Below are 24298 nucleotides of genomic sequence, written 5' to 3' on the forward strand. Positions count from 1 at the left end.
TGGTTCCTTAGATTTGCGCCGTGGCGACGCCGCGGCTCTAAAGATCCAATCGGAGCGAGATTGGCCGACCGGTAAGGTCAGGCAAACTTTTTTTTCAAGGGGCCTTCGGGGGTCGGTCCACAAATGAAGAAAGCTGGGCAGTTCGGGCAGGTGAATGGTGAAACGTCAGCCGGGAAACGGCCGGCGCGAATGTCGACAAGAAACTTTGCAAGCTTGTCCTTGCGCCCTGTTAACTCGCGATCCGACAATGAGAGCGAACGCGCTTCGCCATCGGAGAGATGAACCAGTTCAGCGACGGCGCCGGGGAAGGCCTGCTTGACCGCGAGGATCAGCGCCGCAGCGCCGACGTCCTTGCTCTCCGCAGATCGCATGTGACCTGTGCCGACGCGCCGCACGGCGCGAACACCGTCGGGTCGAACCAGCACCTCATCCGGTTGGACGAGTATTTCCTCACCTTCAATTGTGAGGCTGACCGCTGCGGAAGGCTCCGCGACGGCTCCTGCGCGGCTGGACAGGAAGAAGCGCAGCATCGCCATGGCCAGGTCGAGGAATTCGGCGCGATAGCCGTGATCTGAGAGCCCTTGGCTGGCAAACGCTGCTTCAGCACGATTTTGGAGGTCCTGCTCGGAAGGTGACAGATCGGCTGCAATCATCGCCCCGACGACTGAGCGAACTGCCTCATGCAAGTGCATAAAGGCGGTAGCGGTTCGACGGCCGCCGACCTGGAGGATGTGCGTGTAAAGAAAGCGGCGAGGGCATGATTCATAAAGTGCGATTTGCGGTCCACTGAAGCGAAGCCGTCCGTCGATGATCAATTCGACACCTCGCGCTTCGGCCGCCAGCGGAAGTGGCCGCGTCGGCACGATCGAGCTGCGCGTCAACGCCCCAAGACGATCGAGGAATGGCGAGAGCGGCCGATTGTGACCGTTGCTCTTCTGTGTCGGCGCATAGAGGACCAGGCGATCGCGAGCGCGCGAGAGCGCAACATAGAAAAGGCACTCCTGTTCCTCGGCCTGGCCCGCTCGGAATGCTTCCAGTACGCTGCCTTCAGAACCTGTGATCATGCCCGGGGGCGCCGGACAGGGCGGGGCAGGGGGCGTGCGTGGAATCGTATCGCTGTTGAGACCCAGGATATGCACGCCTTCGAACTCCAGGCCTTTGGCGCCGTGAATAGTCATCAGCCGCACACCATCAAGATGTTGAGCTGCTGCTGGCAACTGACGCAGGTCACGGTCGTCGCCGAGGCGCACAAGCCTGCGCACGCGATCAAGCAGGCGCGTGATAGGTAGTCCGCGCCCCGACGGCTGTACTCGCACGAAGTTGAGAAACTGCCAGATAGCAATTCCCCGGGTTCGATCGCCGAGGTCCAGCGATGTCCCGAGACGCGCCGCAATCTGCGTGCGATCGAGGAGCAGTGTTGAGAGGACAGTCCAGGGCGAGGCGGCTTCGTCGAAGGCTGCGAGAGCAACTGAGAGCTTGCCGAGTGCCTCGCGTCCAGCCACACTCACGCCTGGGATTAAATCGACGTGCTGAAGCCAACTTGCCGGAGCGGGATCTGTGGTTCGCAGATGCTCGAAAACTTCGGCGACGTCTGCGAAAGACATCGCGAAATCCGGCCAACAGGCGACTCGTACCAAACCCATGGCGCGCCGGTCAACGAGGATCGATAGGATTGCCAGAAGATCCTTGACCTCACTTCGTTCAAACAGGCTTCCCAGGAATAGGACCGGCACGCCGAGCCGTTCGAGATCTTGACCGATCCTCGACAGCTTTTCGTTTCCGGTGCATAAAACCGCCTGATTGCGATAGGCGTGGCCCGCGCGGCGGAGTTCCTCGATCGCGTCCGCTAAAGCGACCTGCTGCTCTTCGGCACGCTTGACCGTGCGCAACTCTGGCCCACGCCCATTGCGGTCCCGCTCTGCTTCGAGACCACTATCGGCGTCACCTGCTCGCATCGTGACAGCAAAGTTGGAAAAACTGTTGACGATCTCTGACGCCGAACGATAGTTGCGCTTCAAACGCCCGCGCTTGCCGCCGGCAAAGTCTTCCTTGCCGAAGCGAGTCATGTTGAAGGATGAGGCTCCACGGAAGCGATAGATGGACTGCTTGGCGTCGCCGACCACCCAAAGATTGCGACCGTCAGGTCGTATTGCGCTTAACAATCTCACACTGCTGCGGTTCACGTCCTGATATTCATCGACTAGGACATGATCGTATTGTGCCTGGAGTGTTTCGCGAATGGCCGCATCCTTTTCAAGCAGTTGCACCGGCAGCGCGACAAGGTCACCGAAGTCGATGCAATGCGCGTTGCGCTTGAGCTGCTCATAGGTCGCGTAGACACGAGCCACCTCGACGGCACGCTCTGCCGCTTCGCGGGCCTCGGTGTCAGTTGCCTTCGTTAGCATGGCGCCAGCGAGCGCGGCGTAACTGTTGGCGTCGACCACCTCATCCTTTGCTCTGGATATAGCAACCAGCATGTCGGAGATGATTTGTGTGGGATCATACAGGTTACGATAATGAGCCAGCCTCAGACGCGGAAACTCCTCTTCTAGGAGCTCAACTGCCTCAGTACGATCCATCATCCGTGGATCTTTTTGTAAGCCGAGCTCCGCATAGAACCGGCGGATGATATCGAGGCCAAAGGCGTGAAACGTGCCGATCCACATTGCGGCCGCTGCGTCGGGCCTCTTGCGTGCGATCCTTTCGGCCATTTCACCCGCTGCCTTGTTCGAGAACGTCAGAAGCAGGATGCGCCTTGGATCGACACCGTCTGCGAGGAGGCCTTCAACGCGTGCGACTAACGTCTGGGTTTTGCCAGTGCCTGGACCTGCTTCAAGCAGGTAGGCCCCTCCGCGATGCCCCGCCGCCGTTGCTTGCAAGGGATTCAAGGGCCGTTCCTCATGCGCTGCCGTCGGCTTGGTCGGGAAGGGCGGCAACAAGAGGGCATCAAGCAGCTGTTGCGCCACGACCTCGAACGGCGCACCGAGCTTCTCGGCAATCTCAGAAGCAGAAAGCCCTCCAGCTACGTGGAGTTGTCGGGCGACACTACGAGGAAGCAGCAGCTCTCTCGCGAACAGATCCATCTGGACTTCGCGCCGTTGCTTGCGCCCATAGTCGACAACCCGATCAATACCGACCGGTGATGGTTCGGCGGCGCGGGCGGGGTCGATCGTCGGCGCAGACTCATCGTCCGGATCGTCGCCAAGCTCGACATGCCCGATCTCGTGCGCAACAAGGAAGGCTTTCTCGAATAGAGAGCCGACATTCTCATGAAGGATCAGATCGTCGGCGGCTATGAAGGTCGCGCGACCGCCGTTGAGCATAGCTGCACCCGCCGCAGTCGGCTCAACGTCAATCCCCCGCCGCGTGGCCTCGGCGACGACGAATTCATATGGTGCCCAAGGATTAGCGCCGAATTCGACAAGGTGAGCGTGAAGCTCGGCGGCGACTTGCCTGGCAAGCTCCACGCTGTCCATATCAGTCCGTCTCCCCCAAAAGCCGGGTTCGCTTCTCAACGGGAATGCCGGCGTCGATCAACACCTTTTCGAAAGTGACCTGTTCACCCGTGGTTGGCTTTCCGTCAGCCTTGTAGCTACGAGCCGCAGCCAGTGGGGTGGCTCCCCAAGACAACTCCAGCTGGGCGACGGAGCAGCGCATTGCGATCGCCAGATTTTCAAGAAAACGGCGAGGGATACTGAGAAACGACACGCGCCGTTCACGCAGTGCCGTGACGACCTGGCGCGGGATGTCCAGTTGGTGAGCGACAGTGCGCCAGTCAGCGGCTGTGAGAGCCGCAAAAGGATCTGGAATTGCCTCGGGCAGAGCCCTCGCATGTTGCGACCAGGCGGCATCAATCAGCGCCTGATCCGCAGCGGAAGGGGGCGCGGCCTCTTCCGAGGTCTCGCGGCTGAGTTCGCGCGAGAGATCGACGAGTTCTGCGGCGTATTCTGGGTAAAGACGCAGGTAGCGTTCGAGGGTCGAGCGATCGGGCTCGCTTTCGACTGCGAATGCGTCGAGCACGGCTTCGCGGGATGGGCGTTCGCCGGCGGGACTCATTGCTTTTCACCGTCGGCCAGAGCCACCCGCAACGCTGCAAACGCTTTGTCGCGATAAGTTCGGATCGTTTTTTCGGAACGACCTAGGGCCTTGGCGATGGTCATGACGTCTGGCTCCTTAGAATCTATTGGGAAGCCCTGTTTCAGCATATGTATGATCCTGATTTGTTCTGGCGGTAAACCTTCAATCGCCGCATCCAAACGCGACCGGTAAGACGGATCGTCAAAATCCGATGCGGCGAAAGGATCATGGGCTCCGGCCGCTGCCTCGACCTCTGCTGACAGTTCACCACTCTCCTCGTCATATTCGAGAGGCTTGGATCTGTTCTCGTCGCGCCAAGCCTGTTCCTGAGCATCGCGTCGCAAGCTCGCCACAGCGCCATCGAATCGCACCTCGAAATAATCGAGTTTGTCGACGTATGATGCTCGGTCTGCGGATAGAATTTCTACAAACCGGCTGAAGACTTTGTCACGCACCACGCTGCGCGTCAGCGATTCAGTCTTGCCGTCGGAGTTCTCCGGTTTGGGCACGCTACGGAGCACCCGCTCCATAAGTATACGATAAAGGCGCTCGAACCATGTTTCGTTATTGTCGTGACGACTAGCGCGGATGAAATATACGAGGCACTCGCTGGGTACATATCCCGGCTCGGAGCGCTTCGTAATTGCAGCTCTGCCGATTAACTCGTCGCGTGGCAGCGCGGCCAACTCGGCGATGAGTGTTTCCACCCTCCTGTCGCGCTCATAAAGCTCGCCAGTAAGTCGTCGCTTGCGCAGCGGAGCTACAACCGTGTTGCCGTTACGATGCGCTTCCGGCTCCGGTTTCGCCCCCACTACTCCCTCCAACCTCTTCATAGCCCCGTCCGCTTAGTCTGCGTTCTTGTTCAAACTCGCCTCAAGCGAAGCGATGCTGTCGATCACGGCTTCGAACCCCTGCGGGTCGCCGAAGATCATGCCCTGCATAGCCCGGTAATCAATGCGGAGCTGTTCGATCATCGCGTCGTGCGGCGCAAGTGCGAAGGAGCCAGGAACAGCGCTGGCGAGATCGAAGTCGGGCCGATTGAAGAACATGCGGGCGTGCGCGACGCAATCTTCACCGAGCGCTCTATCTTTGATGGCCGCTGCTCCTACCGGTGTCGCGACGAGCCGATGCAGATCGTAGTAGTGTCGCGAAACCCGTTGGCCACCGCCCTTTAGTTCACCGCGCTTGTCGAACCACCGCCGCAGCCCGTGGACAATGACGACCTTGTCCCAAAAGGTTCGTTCAGGATCGACAGTCCGCACGGCTGGCACCGTCAGGTCAAGCGCCGGAAGATCGTCATCGACATAGGGTTTAATCGGCACTTCGCTATTGGGATCAAGCGCAGACTTTGCACCTGACTCAATCTTGATGGCCGCCCTCACATACTCCGACCGTGGTGTCGCTGCCGGATACCAGATCAACAAGGTCTGGCCATCGGGATCGGTGTCGTCGGCTTCGATCCTCGCGTTTGAGGGATCAGCGCCGGCGGCCTTGAGGCGGTCCGCAAGAATTTTCGTCAATTCGTCGCGCAGGGGTCCGTTAATGTAGGCTTTGCAGGCATCCTTGATCGCCTCGAGACGTGCTTTGCGTTTCTTTCCACTGAGCTCCTCAAGTTCCTCGATGGTCGCCGGCTCGCCAATGTCATCTCTAAATACCGTGACATCTATGTCTTCGGAGAACCGGCTGATTAGACCGAATCCCTTGGATAATGAGGTTCCGCCTTTGAAGAGGAGGCGAGGACCACTGTCGTTTAATCCGTTGAATAAGACATCTAGGGTCCAACAGACCCAAAAGTCTTTTTCTATGTTCTGGGCGGCCGTGCCGAGCCGCTGCGCCGTCGTATCGAAGGCGCTCAACATCGCAGCTTCTCCAGCTGCAAGGACCTCGTCATAAGCTGGATTCATTTCTTCATTGCCTGGAGTGACTGCGTTTGTTGCTTGTTATGCGGGTCGAGACCGACTTACGTTTCAGGCGAGGATCGCCATGGCGATGTCCATCATCGTCGTTGCGGTGATGATCGTCGGCGTCGTAATCATCTGCAGTGCGATCGCTACTGACATGCTGATCATGATCGCCCCTCTCGCCTTCGATGAGCGGCTTGAGAAATGTCCACATCCATGTCGGAAGCGCGGTAATGCCCGCTGCCAAATCGGCTTTAATGGCCGCGCCGACCGCAGGATCCTCGAAAAGCTTGGCAAGTTTGCCGCTCACGCGGTCACTTTCACCTTCGCGGAGCAAAATATCGCGAATCCAGTAAAGCGCTTGAACGACCCGCATTGCCGGTCGTCCGGCCCAGAACAATTTGCTGGCGGCTGTTGGACGAAAGGTGATCGTCACATTGCCGAGCTTGATCGGTCGCCGACGTGCATCGGTATGGACGATAATTTTTGCAGGAACAGCGTCTGTCAAACCGAGGTCATTTGCTGCAGTCATTCCGTCTACAAGCATACGGGTTTGATCGCGGCGCCCAACGGCATCGATAACAGAGCGCGGATCGGGAGGATTGGGCTTTTGAGTTAGTTTGTTAAAACCAGGCTGGTCATAAAGTCCTCGATCGATCCGCCTGAGGATTTCTGTTTTTGTTAGGCGTTGCAACGCCTTGTCGACCGCATCTCGCGAGGCGAGGTCAACGAAATCGCTAGGCGTCCAAACCTTGCGCGGTGAATCCCCACGTATGCGTTCGAGCATTGCTGATTTCAGATCGGGTGAGTCGGCTGCCATGTCCGAAAGATGTATACTTTTTTCGGACAAAAGGCGAGTCCGAAATATACATACAAATTTCGGACAAACGCTCCGTATGTTCATTGACGAATGCTGAAAACGCGAATGGTTGGCATCGGCCGTGCCGACGCGAAATGCGTTCGGTATCGTGCGATCTGGCCGGTAGAGCAGTTGTTTCCGGCCGACACGATCAATTGGAAGAGCGATTGCAGACCTCGCGCAGCCGCGCAGGCGACGTGGCTCGTTCATTCGGCGCTTCGTCGCTGCGTGTGGTCACAGCCGGGATACTGGTTACACCCGAGAAAGCGGCCGTTGTTGCGACCTTTCCGTTCTACCAGTTGGCCCACGCCGCACGCCGGACATTGATTTAGCGTATCACCATCAATGGTCTCGAAACGCAAGTTTTCGCCGGCGATTTCTGAGAGCTCCCGAATATATCTGGATGGCTCACGGCTGTTCGTAAGCAGGAACACGCCGCGGCTTGCGCGGGTCAATGCGACATAGAAAAGGCGGCGCTCCTCGGCAAACTCAAATGTCTCCGGTCGCGGCATGACTAGATTGAACAGCTCGTCGTCCTCTATCCGGCTTGGCACCCCATAGTCGCCTTCACTGACATCGAGCAGAATCGTATAGTCGGCCTCAAGTCCCTTGGCTCGATGGAACGACAGTCCCGACACCTCGATATGCTCGAATTTTGGTGTCGCCCCCCTGAACGGGTCCAGCTGGTTGTAGCGCCACAGCACCATGACCTTGAGTTTCTGGTGTCCATCACTCCGCCACTGTACGGAAATCCCGCCAAGGAAGGTGTCGAGGCGCTTCAGCAATCGGAGGCATGAATCGGCGAAATCTGGCTTGCCCCCTTCACCGTCGGTCGGAATGACCCGGATCGACCGCGCAATCGCGGGCCGTGTCGATCGCACCGACTTTTTAAGTTGGGCGGCATTGCGCTGCACGAAACTGGCGGCCGTCTCGGCGATGAGCTGGTTGCAACGATAGGTCTGCTCCAGTCGACCTTGCCAGCTTGCCCCGAAATTCGCCTCGAACTGCGTGAAGATCGTTATGTCCGATCCGGCGAAGCGATAGATGGACTGCCAGTCATCGCCAACCGCAAAGATCTTGGTGAATGCCTTCTGATGCTTCAGCGCCTTAATCAGGTTCGCACGCGGCTCGGAAATATCTTGAAATTCATCGACCAGGATAAGGGAGTAGGGGCTCTGATACTGTCCGGCTTCCACGAGCCGCGTGGCATTGGCGATCATCGAGTCGAAGTCTATGCGATTGGCTTTTTCAAGCTTCCGGGAATAGGTCTCGGTAATCTTCCAGACGACCTGAGCAAACTCTTTGGCGCGGGTGCGGTCGTGGAGCGCCTTGGCCCGCTCAAGCAGCATGTCCAGGGTGAGGTGACTGGCGCGGATGTGTTTGATGCAGACCGCAATCAGCTTGTGATAGTGCTTGATGACAACAGGCTCGAGGGCTTTGACGATCGCCGTATAGCTCTTTCTTTCGAACGAGATGCCCCGTTTCGTGAGCTGCGCCTCGAGTTCCTCAATCAGCGATCCATTGCACGCTTGTGCAGACGTCGTCTGGAAAACGTCCATCCCCGCCTTGCGGTAGCCGGCCAGCTTGTGTTCGGCATGGGTGGCGTAGTCTGTGAAGGGTGATGAGCCATCGGCATTGATAGCCAGATGCTCGTGTATCGTCTTGCTGGTGGGGTAATAGAAGTCCGGATGGACGTACCGGATCTGCCCGTTTTTCTCTTCGATCGGGATCTGGCGTTCGTAGTCGAATTCGACGGAATGCAGCCACAGCCAATTCGTGATTGTCTGCTCCTGGAGCGACTTCACATGTATCCCGGCCATCGTGCCGATGGTCGCATTGCCTTTCCGCCGGCGCACCGACAGATAGCGCTCGTAGTCAGCCTCAGAACCAAACACCTCGACCGGGATATCCGCCTTGGGATGAAGGACGAGGAGGTTGACCCAGAGATCGGCGAATTCCGCATCTGATCGCAGCAGATCGTCAATGATCTGTTCGATGATTTTCGCTTCGCCGGCAGGGTGTTCGACCCAGTCGGCGAGCTGTGGGGGACGGCCTTCGACCTCCTCGATAATTCCGCGACCCAGCGCATGAAACGTGGTCACTTTACATTCCGAATTTCCTGGATCTACCGCGAGCTGTCTGGATATCCGCTTCTTTAGCTCGTCAGCGGCGCTCTTGTTGAAGGCAAGGACGAGAATCTCTTCAGGGCGATAGAGCTGCTTGTCGAGGACATAGGCGACCTTGCCGACCATGGTTGCGGACTTGCCCGACCCCGCTGAGGCGACAAGAAGATTGTTGTCCTCCAGTCGAATGCATGCCTCGCGTTGCTGATCGGACAAGGACCGGCCGTCTAAATTGTCAAAGAACGACCGGTATCTCGACAGCTCAGCTGAGACAAACGCGTCATTATATCTGTGGCGCACGTCCGGATCGGTAACGAACGCGAGCGATCGGGGCAGCACCGCTTTCAGGGTGGCCGGCATCAGTTCCGGGTCGAACAGAGGGTGCGAAAGCGCGGCCGCGGCTTCACCGGTTACGCCCGCAATCGCACGGGCGAGGTCGGCATGGGCCAGATATTGCCGGTTACCCTCGGTGATAGTCTGTAGTTTCGTATCCACCTCGCTCAAGCGGTCGGTGTCAAAGCTGATCAGGTCGAAGAGGTGGCTGTTGATGAAGCTGTAAAGGTTTGCCGCAAGCCGGGTTGCTGCCTCTTCTCCGAGGCACGATAGGGTATGAATCCCTTTACGCGAGCGGACTTCAACCGAGTGCCACAGCAATGCCTTGGTGACAGAAATTGCTATGACATCCAGGCAAGGAAGATCGAGGGCGCCGTTCACATCGAGCTGCAAGGCTGCTGGTAACGACACGTTCAGCCTGACCTTCCATTTTCCTTGGGGAAGGAGCCGAGCAAAAAATCCAGGTCGGTATGTTCGAACGCGATCAGTCATCAGGGTTTAAGCGCTACCTGCCGGGACATGAACCCATCGAAGAGCAGGTCAAAGAGAACATGTTTGGGGTAGCAGATAGCTCATGGATATTCGCCATTTTTCAACGGGATGTTGCTAGGTCAAACCGATTATCACCAATGAGTAAAAGATCGATCCGATGACGCGAAACTTCCATTGCCGTGCCTGCCAGCACAACCTCTTCGACTGCACCTGCGAGTGTTCCAGTACCTTCGTTGCCGGGGCGGAACAACTGTCTCAATTTCTGGCGTTCTGTCTGCGAGGCGCCAAGCACGAGGTTATCATTTCTTCACCGTGGATCACCGGCGGAGCCTTGGCGACGATGTGGACGGAGTTGATGGGCGCGGCAAGAAGGGCAGAGATACATTTCTACACCGACTATGAGTTCAATCTGATGCAGGTCGACAAGAATTGCAAAGTTGAGGACTTGTTCGAGACATACAAGCGGTCTTTTGCCGAGGGCATTCGAATGCTCCGGGATTTGGGCGTTACCGTTCACCGATTGCGCGGAGCCCACAATAAGTCGCTCATTGTCGACGAAAGGATCTTCGTTGACGGTTCCTTCAATTGGCTGTCAGCCTGGCGCGATCCCAAATCGGAATTGACGCGCCACGATTCCGCTGTCGCCATATGCGGCCGGCGCGCTACGCGCCACCGCATGCAGTATCTTGAGCAGCAGTTTAATGTGCCGCTTGAGATGGAGCCAATTTTACTGGATCGCGATGACGAGGATGCGCTCACATACGATTTTCTCAATCTGACCTCGGAAGGCAATCGCTTTTTCACCGGCCGAGACGAGCCGACCTATACGACCGACGTTGCGCTTCCGGTCGGACAGCCCCTTTTCTTTTCCATCCTGGAGGAGTTCTCCGGGGTCATCTTGAAACGGGGTATAGATCGGCAAGTGCTCGACCGGAATGACAACAGCATCCGATTGGTACGCGACCGCGATGCCGCGATCGACCATGCTTGCGTATCATGGGGAGATGAAGTGCTTGTGGAGGACGCCAACAGCTTCGCCATCTTTGAGGTTGACCGTGCGCAACTGAAAAATTTACACCTCTTTGGTAGCTTTGGTAGCTTTGGTAGCTTTGGTAGCTTTGGTAGCTTTGGTAGCTTTGGTAGCTTTGGTAGCTTTGGTAGCTTTGGTAGCTTTGGTAGCTTTGGTAGCTTTGGTAGCTTTGGTAGCTTTGGTAGCTTTGGTCGCACTCACCGCCGCTCGGACTATCGGACGCCGCTCCAAACCCGCGACATCATTCCGCCGCAGGCCCTAAGGCGCGACCGGACCACCTACGTCCAACAAGGTTAAAGATCGTGCTTAGTCTCCGCTTCGGCCAATCGTTTGCTGCAAGAGAGCAAACGTCCGGTCGAGGCCGTCAAGGCGATTGCCGATCAGGAAGGCGCCGGTCACCGCTAAGCATCTGCATGGCGCTTGATGGAAAGAACGCCGGGTCGTGGCTGTCGCTGCGGAACCGGTGAAAGATCTGTGCTGGAAGAACCGCCTGGCCCTCCGAAGCAAACCAACCCCGCTCTTTATGGATGGCGTCCTGGACCAGGTCCGGATCTCCGACGATCAACCCGTTGAGGGTCGGCTAGCAAGCTGCCGCCGCTCGGCTTCGCCTTCGCGGTGATCGCGACCGTCCCCGGTCCTTCGAGGAGCCATCGAGCGGGATCGGCCCGCTCCGGACGGAGGTTTCTCACATGGCACAGGATCTTGCATTCGCTCAACGCCACGCATTCGCACTTGCCCGCACTCTGATGGTCCCGGTCACGCTCTTCAGGTCCGGAAACGAGTTTGGCGTTCTCCCGAGCGACGAACTCGATGACGGCGAGGTCGAGACCATCGCCGAATTCGATCCCTTCGAATACGGGCCGGCTCATTGAGCCGGCTTTCCCCTTTTTAGGTGCCGCTTGCGAGCGGCAGGCGGCAAGGGAAGCTTCGCCGCGGCTGGCACGGCCAGCTCGGCAAGGTGCAGATCTGCACCTTGCCGGCCGCGCCCTTGCCACCTTTGCTCTTCGCGGGCCGCCGGAAAGGGGTCCCGCAAACTGCGGGGAGAAAGGAAACGGACAAGAAGGGCGGACGTGCGAGCGCCGACAGAAAGCATGGAGAAAAAAGAACTGGAAGACTTGCGGGACCGTGTTCTCTGCGGCGTCGTGTTGGAGCAGTCCGGCTTTGCGGTCGACGTGAAGGAGAGCACCCGCAAGGCGGTCAAATATCGGCGCGGTGCGGAAATCGCCATCGTCATCCATGACGGGCGGGGTTGGTTCGATCCCCTGTCCGACGCGAAAGGCGACGTCTTCAGTCTCGCCGCGCATCTCGAAGGAGTGTCCTTCGTCGAAGCGCTCGACCAGGTCGCCGCATTGGTCCATTTTGTCGCCAAAGAGCCGGTGTGGACCCGAAAAGCTCGAGATCCCGTTCCGGCCGCGACCATCCCCGAGCGGTGGGCAAAACGCCGCAAGCCTTGGCGAGGGTCGATGACGTGGCGCTATCTGCGTGCTGAACGCTGCCTGCCGGAGACCATCATCCGTGCCGCCCTCCAAAGCGATGTGCTGCGGGAAGGTCCCTACGGCAGCATGTGGGCCGCCCATGTTGATGCCGATGGCGGCGTCACCGGCTGGGAGGAGCGCGGCCCCGACTGGCGTGGCTTCTCGACAGGAGGGTCAAAGGTTCTGTTCCGGTTCGGCGCCCTCGACGCCTCACGCCTCTGCGTCACCGAGGCGGCGATCGACGCCATGAGCCTGGCCGCGTTCGAAGGAATGCGAGAGGGAAGCCTCTATCTCAGCACAGGCGGGGGATGGTCGCCGACGACAGAAGCCGCGGTTCGCGTGCTCGCCGCGCGCCCCGGCGCGCAGCTCGTCGCCGCCACGGATGCCAACAGTCAGGGCGAGGCCTTTGCCGGCCGCCTGCGCGATATCGCAGAAGATGCCGGCTGCGACTGGTTCCGCCTGACGCCGCCGGCTGAGGACTGGAACGACGCATTGCAGGAGAGAAAAGGAGAAGAAAAGGAAAGAAGGGTGGGTAGGGGAGGCCTGCCGCATGCCCGCCGGCCGCGTCAAGGGTGAAGCTTCGCCCGGCTGAAGCCGGCCCTTGACCCGACCGGACGGAGAGGCGGCCGCGGGGGAGGGGTCAGGAAGGGCTGAAGAGAAGATGGAGTCATCGCAAAGATGAGCCGCGCTTCAGCCCGACGAGGCTGAAAGGAGCCCGCTCATGAACCTCTCTCCCATCCGTAAAGTCTATCAGGGCATCGCCGATCGCCGCCAGATGTTCCGCATGTTCGACCGTCATGCGCAGCGCCCGAACCGATGGGAGTGCGACGACAGTGCGCTTTATCGCGGCGAATGGTTCGAGATCGGGGAGGCTTGCCACGATTACATGTTCGAGATCCTGCCGCCCCTCTGGATGCGGGGTGAGATGTTCGCCATGCGCGAATTCCTCACCGGCTCGATCACCAGCATCTTTTTCACGCTGTCGATCGACGGGCGTATCCGGCACTTCCACGGTTATTGCGACCTGATCGACAAGGGTTCGCCCGAGCGCATGCGCACCGCCATCATCGAGCGTGAATCCCGTCCTGTTCGGGCGATGACGCGCGAGGAGCGTCTCGAACATATCTGGAGCAGCACCGCTGACGACTATCGTGGCTATGCCGGCGAGCGTTGGCCGGAGGCTGATCGTGGCAAACGCACGGTGATGTTCTTCGCCAGACCAGGCGGCACCACATGCAAGCTGCTGGAAGACCTGACGGACGTGGAGATCGCGGCGAAGCTGCCGGTACATCTGCGTTACCTGCCCGACGCGCTCGCGGCGTGACGGAGGGCGGCATGTTCACTTTCTCACTCACGCACATTTGCGCCGTTCTGGCGCGTGGCCGTGCCGACGCGGCCGCAAACGGCGGCTTTCGGATTCCGTATCAGGGAATATCCCCTGAAGCCGAGGCCAGAGCCGGCCTGTGGCTGGTCGGTGACGAGAGCGTCTACCTTCTCTCGAACGGAAAACTCGCCGAGGGACAGCGTCCGCTCGTCATCTATGCCGAGGAATGCGATCCGAAGAGCAATCCGGATTACTGGCACTACAAGCGCCGATATTTCGGGGGCGATGACGGTGTCGAATTCATCGACGCGGTAGAACTCGAACAGCTCGTCGCGGCTCAGCCCGACGCGACGCATCTGCGGATCGTGATGGACGACACGTCCATATCCATCAGCGTGATCCGCCGCTGACGCGGCGCACCCTTCCAACAACTTCGCGACCGCCCCGCCCGGAGGCTCACCTCCAGCGGAACGATGGCGCTCGCCCCTTTTTCAAGGAGAGCATTTTCATGTCCAACGATCCTTTTTCGCTTGATCCGTCTGGCACCCTCGACATGTTCGGGAATACAGCCCTGTCGTCAGGGCTCGGCCTGGGCGTGACGGCCTTCGGTGGTCTCGCGCGCGAGGCGGCCCCCGAACCTGCGAATGACGACGATCCCGATCCGACGCCGCCTGCGCCCGCACCGGCGCTGCCGATCGCGCCGCCCCTGCGCTCAGCACCACGCCGGCAAGGGGAGCACACGAACTTCTACCTCGATGATGGGGAGGATCGCGGCCTTGCTGCGTCGTGGAAGGAACGTGCGCGATTGAGCGTGGCGGCAATCCTGATCGCCAATGAGATCGAGCGGAACAAGGTCCCCGTCACGCGCGAGCATCAGCAGCGGCTGATCCGTTTCACCGGCTTCGGCGCCTCCGAGCTGGCGAACGGCATGTTCCGCCGTCCGGGCGAGGTGAGTTTCCGGGATGGGTGGGACGATCTCGGCTCGTCGCTCGAAAGTGCCGTCTCGGAGAGCGACTATTCCAGCCTGTCGCGTTGCACGCAGTATGCGCATTTCACGCCGGAGTTCATCGTCCGCGCGATCTGGGCGGGATTGCAGCGCATGGGCTGGCGCGGCGGTCGCGTACTGGAGCCGGGCATCGGAACGGGCCTGTTTCCGGCGCTGATGCCGAGGGCGTATCGCGACAACACTTATGTAACCGGTGTCGAACTCGATCCGGTGACTGTGCGAATCGTAAAGCTCCTGCAGCCGAAAGCCCGGATTATCGAAGGGGATTTCGCGCGCGCCGATCTCTCGCCGATCTACGATCTCGCCATTGGCAATCCACCGTTTTCCGATCGCATCGTGCGTTCGGACCGGCACTATCGGTCACTTGGTCTCAGACTGCACGACTACTTCATCGCGAGGTCCATCGATCTCCTGAAGCCCGGCGCCTTCGCGGCCTTCGTCACCAGTTCCGGCACGATGGACAAGGTTGATGCGACAGCCCGCGAGCATATCGCCAGATCGGCCGACCTGGTTGCGGCCATTCGTCTGCCCGAAGGCAGCTTCCGCCGCGATGCCGGCACGGACGTCGTCGTCGACATCCTGTTCTTCCGCAGGCGCAAGGCTGGAGAACCTGAGGGCGACCAGACCTGGCTCGACGTGGATGAAGTCCGCCCGGCAACAGAAGACGAAGGCGCTATTCGCATCAATCGCTGGTTCGCACGGCATCCTGATTTCGTGCTTGGCGACCACGCCCTGACGTCGGGTGCGTTCGGGGAGACCTATACGTGCCGTGGTCGCGCCGGCGTCGATCTCGAAGTGGCGCTGAATGCTGCCATCTCTCTTCTTCCGGAAGATCGCTACGACGGCGAGCCGTCAGCAATCGACATCGACCTGGAGGACGAGCTCGGGGAGATCGTCGATCTTCGCCCCGGAAAGAGACAAGTTCGCGAGGGCAGCTTCTTCATCGATGCCAGGCACGGCCTGATGCAGATGGTCGAGGGCTCTCCGGTTCCGATCAAGGTTCGCAAGGGGCGGTCTGCCGAGAGGCAGCCAGGCGAATGCCTGTCCGGAAAGCATGTCCGCATCATCCAAAAGCTGATCCCGGTCCGGGATGCTCTGCGGGAGGTGCTGAAGGCTCAGGAACAGGATCGCCCGTGGAAGGATCTTCAGGTGCGCCTGCGCATCGCCTGGTCCTCGTTCGTCCGTGATTTCGGACCGATCAACCACACTACCGTATCGATCTCTGAAGATGAGGAAACCGGCGAGGTTCGCGAGACACATCGGCAACCGAACCTTCAGCCTTTCCGTGACGATCCCGATTGCTGGCTGGTGGCCTCCATCGAGGATTACGACCTCGAAACCGATACGGCCAGACCGGGTCCCATTTTCTCCGAACGGGTGGTCTCACCTCCGGCCACCCCGGTGATTACGTCCGCGGCTGATGCGCTCGCCGTGGTGCTCAACGAGCGCGGCCGCGTCGACGTCGACCATATCGCCGAACTCCTGCATCGTGACCCCGATGCGGTCATCGCCGACCTCGGCGACGCCATCTTCCGCGATCCCTCGGATGGGTCGTGGCGGACCTCCGACGCCTATCTTTCCGGCCCGGTCCGCACCAAGTTTGCGGCCGCTGAAGCCGCCGCTGCGCTCGATACCGCTTATCTGCGTAATGTCCGGGCGCTACAGGAAGTCCAGCCGGCCGATCTACGTCCGTCGGATATTACCGCACGCCTCGGAGCGCCGTGGATCCCGGCGTCCGATGTCGTCGCCTTCGTGTACGAGATGATGGGGGCGGATATCCGCATTCATCATCTGCCGGAACTGGGATCATGGACGGTCGAGGCTCGGCAACTTGGTTATAGCGCCGCCGGCACCTCGGAATGGGGCACGAGCCGCCGCCATGCCGGCGAACTGCTTGCCGATGCGCTGAATTCACGCGTGCCGCAGATCTTCGACACCATCAAGGACGCCGATGGCGAGCGGCGGGTGCTGAATGTCATCGATACCGAAGCGGCGCGCGACAAGCTCCAGCGGATGAAGGATGCCTTCCAGACCTGGGTTTGGACCGACCCTGATCGCACCGACCGGCTGGCGCGGGTCTATAACGACCGCTTCAACAACATAGCGCCGCGCAAATTCGACGGCTCCCATCTGAATTTACCCGGCGCCTCTGGCGCCTTCGTTCTTTATGGGCACCAGAAACGCGGCATATGGAGGATCATCTCCTCCGGCTCCACCTATCTTGCCCATGCTGTTGGCGCCGGCAAGACGATGACGATGGCAGCCGCCATCATGGAGCAGCGGAGGTTGGGCCTGATCGCCAAGGCGATGCTGGTCGTTCCCGGCCACTGCCTCGCACAGGCGGCGCGCGAGTTTCTGGCGCTCTATCCCTCAGCGAACATTCTCGTCGCTGATGAGACCAACTTCACCAAAGACAAGCGTCAGCGTTTCCTGTCGCGAGCCGCGACGGCGGTCTGGGATGCGATCATCATCACGCACTCCGCGTTCAGGTTCATCGGCGTGCCATCCGCCTTCGAACAACAGATGATCCACGACGAGCTGCAGCTCTACGAGGACCTGCTGACCAAAGTTGATGACGAGGACCGGGTCTCCCGCAAGCGGCTCGAGCGGCTGAAGGAGGGCTTGCAGGAGCGGCTGGAGGCGCTTTCCACCCGTAAGGACGATCTGCTGACCATCTCCGAAATCGGCATCGACCAGATCGTTGTCGACGAAGCGCAGGAATTCAGAAAACTCTCCTTCGCCACCAATATGTCGACGCTCAAGGGGGTCGATCCGAACGGGTCGCAGAAAGCTTGGGACCTTTATGTGAAATCCCGTTACATCGAGACGAAGAATCCGGGCCGGGCGCTCGTGCTTGCCTCCGGCACCCCGATCACCAACACGCTCGGAGAAATGTTCTCGATCCAGCGCCTGCTCGGCTACGAGGCGTTGCGCGAGCGCGGCCTGCACGAATTCGACGCCTGGGCCTCGAACTTCGGGGATGAACGCACCGAACTGGAGCTTCAGCCATCCGGCAAATACAAGCCGGTCAGCCGCTTCGCCAGTTTCGTCAACGTCCCCGAACTGATTGCTATGTTTCGGGCCTTCGCCGACGTTGTGATGCCGGAGGATCTTAAAGCGCACGTCAGGGTGCCGGAGATCGCGACGGGCAAGCGGCAAATCCTGACCGCTGCGCCAACGCCTGCCTTCAAAGCCTACCAGCAGATCCTCGAAACCCGCATCAAGGCGATCGAGATGCGCGAGGGGCCGGCGCAGCCCGGTGACGACATCCTGCTGTCCGTTATCACCGATGGCCGCCATGCCGCGATCGATCTCCGCCTGGTCATGCCGGCAATAGATGACGAGCCGGAGAACAAGCTCAATCTGCTGGTCCGTAACGCTTTCCGTATCTGGAGGGAAACTTCGGAGAACAGCTATCGCCGCCCGGACGGCAAAGTCTACGAGCTGCCCGGTGCGGCGCAGATGATCTTCTCCGATCTCGGGACGACCAATGTCGAGAAGACCCGCGGCTTCTCAGCCTACCGCTGGATCCGCGACGAGCTCATCCGCATGGGCGTGCCGACATCGGAAATCGCCTTCATGCAGGATTACAAGAAGACCGAAGCGAAGCAGCGCCTGTTCGGCGACGTCCGCGCCGGCAAGGTTCGCTTCCTGATCGGCAGTTCCGAAACGATGGGCACCGGCGTCAACGCCCAGCTTCGCCTGAAGGCCCTGCATCATCTCGATGTGCCGTGGCTGCCGTCGCAGATCGAACAGCGGGAGGGCCGTATCGTGCGCCAGGGCAATCAGCATGACGAAGTCGATATCTTCGCCTATGCCACGCAGGGAAGCGTCGACGCAACGATGTGGCAGCAGAACGAGCGCAAGGCTCGGTTTATCGCCGCGGCACTGTCCGGCGATACTTCCATCCGCCGGCTGGAGGATCTGAACGAAGGTCAGGCCAACCAGTTCGCCATGGCCAAGGCGATTGCCAGTGGTGATGAGCGCCTGATGCAGAAAGCGGGCCTGGAAGCCGATATTGCCCGGCTTGAGCGCCTGCGCGCCGCCCATGACGACGACCTGTTCGCCGTGCGCCGGCAGCTTCGCGATGCCGAGCGTGAAATCGAGACGGCAAACCGCCGTATCGGCGAAATCGGCCAGGACATCGAACGGCTGGTTCCGACCTCCGGCGATGCCTTCACCATGACCGTGATGGGCAAGCCATACACGGAGCGGAAGGATGCCGGTCGGGCGTTGATGAAGGAGATCCTCACCCTCGTCCAGCTCGGCCAAGAGGGCGAGGTTCACATCGCGTCGATCGGCGGCTTTGATCTCACCTATGAAGGCGAGCGCTTCGGCCGGGGTGACAACTACCACTACCAGACCCTGCTTCAGCGCACCGGCGCGGATTATGAGATCGATCTGCCGGTGACCGTCACGCCGCTTGGGGCCATCTCCCGCCTCGAGCATGCACTCGGCGGGTTCGAAGAGGAGCGGGAACGTTATCGCCTGAGGTTGGATGAGTACCAGCGGCGGCTTTCCTCCTACCAGTCGCGTCAGGGTGGCACCTTCGCCTTTGCCGACGAACTGGCTGAGAAGCGCCAGAAGTTGCGTGAGGTCGAGGAGGCGCTGGCGAAGTCTGCGCGCGGTGATGCCGAGGCCGAGGAAATTGCTGCTTAGCCCCGTTTCTGACGTCGCTTCTGACCTTGCCCTGTCTCGCTCTCGAAGGATAAGGATGGGCAACGCAGGAGCGCCTCAACGGAGAGCGGAAATCTGCTGTCAAGGATGCCAAGATCAGTCAATGGCGCGGATAGAATATTCGAAACTCGGCTTCTGCGACGCACTACCCGAGGAAATTCGCGGGACGATCGAGATGATGGCGCCGCAATTCCTTGCCGAAACCTGGCCCGTGCGGTTTGTCGCGCTGCTGTCGATGTTGGAGGAGATCACAGCTCAGGTGGAGGAAGCTGGTCGTCCGTTTGTCGTCAACAATTGGGTGATCATCGTCAGCGGCTTGCTGGAACACCTGCCACGCGATCTGTCGTCGCCTGAATGCCTGGCCTTGATGCGCCACAGCGCCCTCGAGCCTTTCCGGCAAAGTGCTATGCGAGAGTCACCGTGCTTGGACCAGCACGATGAACTCTTGCGGAGCAAATATCCGCAGTGGTCGGTAGTCGAGGACCTCCTCCGGGAATATGAAACATGGGCTGCGAAACAATCGCTGATAAAACCCCACTAGCAGTGATACGCATACGCAGACAGGCAAGGTCAAGTGGTTCCGACGTCTTCCTGCACCTGAGCAATATAGCCGATCCCGCCTGCCCGGTAATTCAGCCCGGCTTTGCGCCTTCAGTATGTGGTGGAGCGCAAGGACAGCACGGTCACAGCTAAGGATGTCCGCTCTTTATCGGCCACCATGCCCGGCATGGAGACGGATATCAACGACGAATCCGAGAGGGGATAAATCCCTACACCATGGGCCAGGCAGAACCTGCAGGCGCCTTCGATTGTGTGTGCTGCCTCGCGTTTCCCTCACCCGTCTGAAAAAGTAAGAGGAGGAAAGCAAGGAGAAAACCCTTTCGCAGAGCGGTCGACCCGTCGCCGCTGGCGCTCAACCGCCCCCTCCGCAACCCTGCCGGTCGTTCTCGCAAGGCTTCGCCCCGCTCGCCCTGACCGGCAGGGCCGCTCGGGCGCAGTTGCGCCGGTCTGCCCGCCCTGCGGTCCGGGAAATGTCTTCGGAAAGAACTGAAGGCGGACAAGAGCCGGCGATGTGCCGGTTCCGAAACCCCGGAAGGAGCAAATCCCATGCAGATCCTCAAACTCGATCCCCGCGCGCTGAAGGACAATCCCGACGACGCGCGCCGTTCCAAATCGTCGCCGCAGGCTGACGCACTGCTTCTGGCGACGGTGAAGGCGGTCGGCATCATCCAGCCGCCGATCGTGTCGCCGCAGACGGATGGTGGGAACGGCTATATCATCCAGGCCGGTCATCGCCGCGTCCGACAGGCGATCGCCGCCGGCCTCGAGGAAATCGAGGTGATCGTCCGCGAGGCGGCCAACGATAACGGTGCCATGCGCTCGATGGTCGAGAACATCGCGAGAGAACCTCTCAACGGGGTGGACCAGTGGCGCGGCATAGAACGGCTCGTTGCGCTGGGCTGGACGGAGGAGGGGATCGGCGTTGCGCTCGCCCTGCCGGTTCGCCAGATCAGGAAACTCAGGCTACTCGCCAACGTGCTGCCGGCCATGCTCGACCACATGGCGCTCGGCGACATGCCCAACGAGCAGCAGCTCCGCACCGTCGCCGCCGCGGCGCTCGACGAACAGAAAGAGGTGTGGAAGGCGCACAAGCCGAAGAAGAACGAGCGGGCGGACTGGTACAATATCTCCCGTGCGCTCTCGAAAACCCGCATGTATGCGAAGGATGCAAGCTTCGGTGACGATCTCGCCGCGGCCTACGGCATCGAGTGGGTCGAGGACCTGTTTTCGCCGGCCGACGAAGACACGCGCTATACCACCAATGTCGAGGCTTTCCTCGGCGCCCAGCAGGAATGGATGACCAATAACCTTCCGAAGAAGGGCGCGATCGTCGAGGTCAACAGCTGGGGTCAACCGGAACTGCCGAAGAAGGCGGAACGCGTCTACGGCAAGCCGTCGAAGTCCGACCATGTGGCCATGTATCTCGATCGCGACGGCAAGGTGCAGTCGGTTGCCTTCCGCATGCCGGAGGACAGCAAAACGAAAGGCAAGGGCGGCGTCTCCGCGACAGGCGGGCAGGGCGATGTTCTCCATGACGGCAGGATCATCGATACGCCGAAGCCGCGCCCTGACGTCACCCAGAAGGGCCATGACATGATCGGCGATTTCCGCACCGACGCCCTGCATGAGGCGCTCGGCCGCGCGCCGATCGAGGACGACATGCTCATGGCCTTGCTCGTTCTCTCACTTGCCGGCCAGAATGTCCGCGTCGACTCTGGCTCCAACGACACCGTGTTCGGACCGAAGCGTTTCCGGCGCCATGCCGCCCGCCTCTTCTCCGGGGACGGCAAGCTTTCCTTCGATATGGAGACGGTGCGCGTCGCCGCCCGCTCCATGCTGATCGACGTCCTGTCCTGCCGCCGCGGCATCTCGAACAGCGGTGTCGTTTCCCGCATCGCCGGCGATGCCATCGGCGCCGACGGGTATCTCACGAACATGGGCTCGGAAGACTTCCTGTTGTGCCTGTCGCGGCAGGCGCTGGAATCGGCAGCGAAGGAGGTCAATGTCCTGCCGCGTCCAAAGGTGCGCGAAACCCGTGCGGCTTTGGTCGAACACTTCAAGGAAGGCCATTTCGTCCATTCGTCGGCGCTCTTCGCGCCCGATTCGAATGATGTCGCCGATCTGATCAGCCAAGCCGATACTCTTGACGATGATGAAGCCCAGGTTGACGCCGCAGAGGATGGCCTCGACGGCGAGCCCGTTGAGGGCGCCGCGGTCGATGCGGAGACGGATCCAGGCGAAGGCGCTCCGATTGATGGGAGCGTCGTAGATGAAGGTGAAGCTCTCGATCCGTTCGAGGGTCAAGCCGATCTGCTCGACACGTCAGACGATGCTCCTGATGCAACCGATCTCGACGATGAGCAGGAGGCCTATTGCATCGCGGCGGAATAGCCGCACGCCTCACTTCCTTCCGAATGATGTTCCGCCGCCGGTGATCTCCATCGGCGGCGGTTTCGTTTGCGCAACCCTCGAAACTTAGGGAGAACTTGCATGTCCGCGCATATCGCATTCATGGCACCCATCGGCTCGATCATCGCCTGGTCGGACGGCGCGCCGCGGCCACCCGAACGCCATCGCAGGAAGCTGTCTGCATGGCAGAGCAATAACAGCAGCGGCCGCCTGATCCGCAAACAGGGAGAACTTGGCTCAGGCAGCAGCATCCTGCCCGCGAGCTTCACGCTTCATGAAGACGACCAAGGTGCTGCTTGCGTCATCACAATCCGCGTTCATTGGACTTTCTCGCTGGAGACCCGTCTGACGTTCACGATTGCAGAACGCCCTGCCATCGGCAGTTGCCGCGTGTTCGATCGCGCCGGCGACAATGCCGAGCTCGTCCATCTCGCAGCGAACCGCCGAGCCGCAGAGGAATGGCTGTCCCGACACGGCTATCCTCATGCCGTGCTGGAGGTCGTCACTGCGGACGAGGTCGCTGCCGACGTCGTGGAAGGGAGGGCGGCAGCATGAACACCAGCCCTGTCATGACCGAAGCCAATGACACCTCCGGATATCCGGAGGTCTCTTTTGGGCGATCCGCCGATGGCTTTCCGGTCGCCCGTGTCGCCGATACGGCGTTCGCGATGGTGCCCGGCCGTAATGGGCGGCACTATCTTGGCCTCGGTGGTAAGATCGCCCGGCCGCTTGCCGAGTGGCGGCGATCCGACTTCTACGGCCATTCCGGCGAACTCGCCGACGAGGCGGCGTTTCGTGCACGCGTGATCGAGAACGCCGAACATCAGCGCGAACGGCAGGCACTTGGCCGCTGCGAGATCTTCACCCGTGTCCATACGCCCTGGGGAATGCCGCAGCGCACGACCGTCTATGCGCAGGGTATCGAGTGCCATTCCACCGCCGGGCACGGCGGCTTCAAGCTCTCGGCCGAGCGCAACCGAAAGGTTCACCCGCTGCTGCGGTCGAAAGACGGCTTCTATGAGGAGGACTCCGCCTGGGCGATCGTCGCGATCACCTTCCCCCATCTGTTCACCGCGTTCGAACGCCGGTGCGCGGAACGGTCCATCAAGGAATGGTGGCCCGACGCCTGGGAAACGATCTTCGTCACGACCCTTGCGCCGGGGGAGTCCCATGTGAAGGACCGTCGCGCTTTCGAGGCGGCCCATGCCGGTGACTGGATCGTCATCTCCGCCCTTCGCTCCGATCATCATCCCGGCATGATCGAAGTGATCGCCACGCGTGGCGGGAAGCGGGAGCACAATGCCGGGGAACGACGGTTTCTCGTGCCATCTAGTGAATACGAGCCGGGCCGCTTCGGTTTCGTCATCGATGTCGATCGTCATCGGTCCTATGACGGGCCATCGAGCTTTGTCGTCTGGCAGGGGAGGGAGACGTCATGACCCGGTCCCCGGAACGTCAGGAGTTGCTTTTCCGGATGGAAGAGGCCCGCCGCCAGACTCAACGCCAGCTCGACATGATCGACCGGCAGATTACCGCCAAGATGACGGCTCTCATCCCGTCGCTCGGGCGGCGCCGAAGCGGATACCGGCGGGGTAAACCGCCCGCGCCGGAAGCCTTCCTCGCCCGCTATCGCTCCAGTCTGGCGGCGATCACCGCGGAACGGCAGCCGGAGATCGATGCTCTTGCTCGCAAGCTCGCGCGCCAGGAGGCGGCCATCGCCGCTTTCCAGGCGCGACCGGAATTTAATGCTTCCGCTCGGGGTCCGGAACGAGGATGCCGTCATCACCGTCGTGAGAGGAGCGCGCCATGAGGCGCTTCGACGCCGAGCCCCTTCCACCTCTGACCGAGGAAGAGGTGAATGCCCTTCAGCATTATGCCGCCAGACACGGGCGTTCGTGGAAGCGCATCCTGAACAACGCCTGGATGGGCGAAGCGCCCCATGACGATGTCGGGATATTACGCCGACTTCGCAACACGCACGGCCCCACCTGGCTTGATCGTTACCGCTTGCCCAAACGGTAGCGCATCCCG

The 24298-nt window shown here is 60.4% G+C and carries 18 protein-coding genes; 12 read left to right on the top strand and 6 right to left on the bottom strand.

Going from position 1 to position 24298, the window contains the following annotated elements; all coding sequences use genetic code 11:
- Positions 1–77: 77 nt before the first annotated feature.
- The 6 genes from AABQ55_RS33290 to AABQ55_RS33315 are packed head-to-tail and all read right to left on the bottom strand — an operon-like array spanning position 78 to position 9785.
- Positions 78–3476, bottom strand: coding sequence for a UvrD-helicase domain-containing protein (locus AABQ55_RS33290; RefSeq protein ID WP_272809196.1), 3399 nt, complete (start codon positions 3474–3476; stop codon positions 78–80).
- 1 nt (position 3477) lies between these two features.
- Positions 3478–4056, bottom strand: coding sequence for a hypothetical protein (locus AABQ55_RS33295; protein ID WP_272809197.1), 579 nt, complete (start codon positions 4054–4056; stop codon positions 3478–3480).
- Positions 4053–4910, bottom strand: coding sequence for a DNA-binding response regulator (locus tag AABQ55_RS33300; RefSeq protein ID WP_272809198.1), 858 nt, complete (start codon positions 4908–4910; stop codon positions 4053–4055). Before AABQ55_RS33300 ends, AABQ55_RS33295 begins: the two co-directional genes overlap by 4 nt.
- Positions 4911–4922: 12 nt before the next feature.
- Positions 4923–5981 carry a nucleotidyl transferase AbiEii/AbiGii toxin family protein gene (locus tag AABQ55_RS33305; protein ID WP_272809199.1) on the bottom strand — a complete coding sequence of 353 codons (1059 nt, stop codon included), beginning with the start codon at positions 5979–5981 and terminating at the stop codon, positions 4923–4925.
- A gap of 4 nt (positions 5982–5985) precedes the next feature.
- A complete protein-coding gene (locus AABQ55_RS33310) occupies positions 5986–7047 on the bottom strand; it encodes a DUF6088 family protein (RefSeq protein ID WP_272809200.1) in 1062 nt (353 codons plus the stop codon).
- Positions 7044–9785 carry a UvrD-helicase domain-containing protein gene (locus AABQ55_RS33315; protein ID WP_272809201.1) on the bottom strand — a complete coding sequence of 914 codons (2742 nt, stop codon included), beginning with the start codon at positions 9783–9785 and terminating at the stop codon, positions 7044–7046. Before AABQ55_RS33315 ends, AABQ55_RS33310 begins: the two co-directional genes overlap by 4 nt.
- 157 nt (positions 9786–9942) lie before the next feature.
- Here AABQ55_RS33315 and AABQ55_RS33320 point away from each other — a divergent pair, with 157 nt between their 5' ends.
- The 12 genes from AABQ55_RS33320 to AABQ55_RS33375 all read left to right on the top strand — a co-directional run bounded on the left by AABQ55_RS33320 (position 9943) and on the right by AABQ55_RS33375 (position 24289).
- A complete protein-coding gene (locus AABQ55_RS33320) occupies positions 9943–11112 on the top strand; it encodes a hypothetical protein (RefSeq protein WP_272809202.1) in 1170 nt (389 codons plus the stop codon).
- A gap of 392 nt (positions 11113–11504) precedes the next feature.
- A complete protein-coding gene (locus AABQ55_RS33325) occupies positions 11505–11687 on the top strand; it encodes a hypothetical protein (protein ID WP_272809203.1) in 183 nt (60 codons plus the stop codon).
- 219 nt (positions 11688–11906) lie between these two features.
- On the top strand, positions 11907–12866 hold the full coding sequence (locus AABQ55_RS33330) for a DUF3991 and toprim domain-containing protein (RefSeq protein ID WP_272809204.1): 960 nt from the start codon (positions 11907–11909) through the stop codon (positions 12864–12866).
- A gap of 145 nt (positions 12867–13011) precedes the next feature.
- Complete coding sequence (locus AABQ55_RS33335; protein ID WP_272791895.1) at positions 13012–13614, top strand: DUF1419 domain-containing protein; 603 nt, start codon at positions 13012–13014, stop codon at positions 13612–13614.
- Between the two features lie 11 nt (positions 13615–13625).
- A complete protein-coding gene (locus tag AABQ55_RS33340; RefSeq protein WP_272809238.1) occupies positions 13626–14024 on the top strand; it encodes a DUF3085 domain-containing protein in 399 nt (132 codons plus the stop codon).
- 98 nt (positions 14025–14122) lie between these two features.
- The gene (locus tag AABQ55_RS33345; RefSeq protein ID WP_272791897.1) at positions 14123–19279 is read left to right on the top strand and encodes a DEAD/DEAH box helicase family protein; all 5157 of its coding nucleotides are present in this window, start codon (positions 14123–14125) and stop codon (positions 19277–19279) included.
- Between the two features lie 121 nt (positions 19280–19400).
- A complete protein-coding gene (locus AABQ55_RS33350) occupies positions 19401–19838 on the top strand; it encodes a hypothetical protein (RefSeq protein ID WP_272791898.1) in 438 nt (145 codons plus the stop codon).
- Between the two features lie 566 nt (positions 19839–20404).
- On the top strand, positions 20405–22249 hold the full coding sequence (locus AABQ55_RS33355; RefSeq protein WP_272791899.1) for a ParB/RepB/Spo0J family partition protein: 1845 nt from the start codon (positions 20405–20407) through the stop codon (positions 22247–22249).
- A 99-nt stretch (positions 22250–22348) separates the two neighbouring features.
- A complete protein-coding gene (locus AABQ55_RS33360) occupies positions 22349–22822 on the top strand; it encodes a hypothetical protein (RefSeq protein WP_272791900.1) in 474 nt (157 codons plus the stop codon).
- Entirely contained in the window at positions 22819–23706 is an 888-nt protein-coding gene (locus AABQ55_RS33365) for a DUF7007 domain-containing protein (protein WP_272791901.1), read from the top strand. The genes AABQ55_RS33360 and AABQ55_RS33365 overlap by 4 nt, the downstream gene beginning before the upstream one ends.
- A complete protein-coding gene (locus AABQ55_RS33370; RefSeq protein WP_272791902.1) occupies positions 23703–24077 on the top strand; it encodes a hypothetical protein in 375 nt (124 codons plus the stop codon). The genes AABQ55_RS33365 and AABQ55_RS33370 overlap by 4 nt, the downstream gene beginning before the upstream one ends.
- Positions 24074–24289: a hypothetical protein gene (locus AABQ55_RS33375; RefSeq protein ID WP_272791903.1), complete on the top strand. Its 216-nt coding sequence runs from the start codon at positions 24074–24076 to the stop codon at positions 24287–24289. The genes AABQ55_RS33370 and AABQ55_RS33375 overlap by 4 nt, the downstream gene beginning before the upstream one ends.
- Positions 24290–24298: the final 9 nt, after the last annotated feature.

The sequence above is a fragment of the Shinella sp. WSD5-1 genome (assembly GCF_963942435.1).
Lineage (GTDB): Bacteria > Pseudomonadota > Alphaproteobacteria > Rhizobiales > Rhizobiaceae > Shinella > Shinella yambaruensis.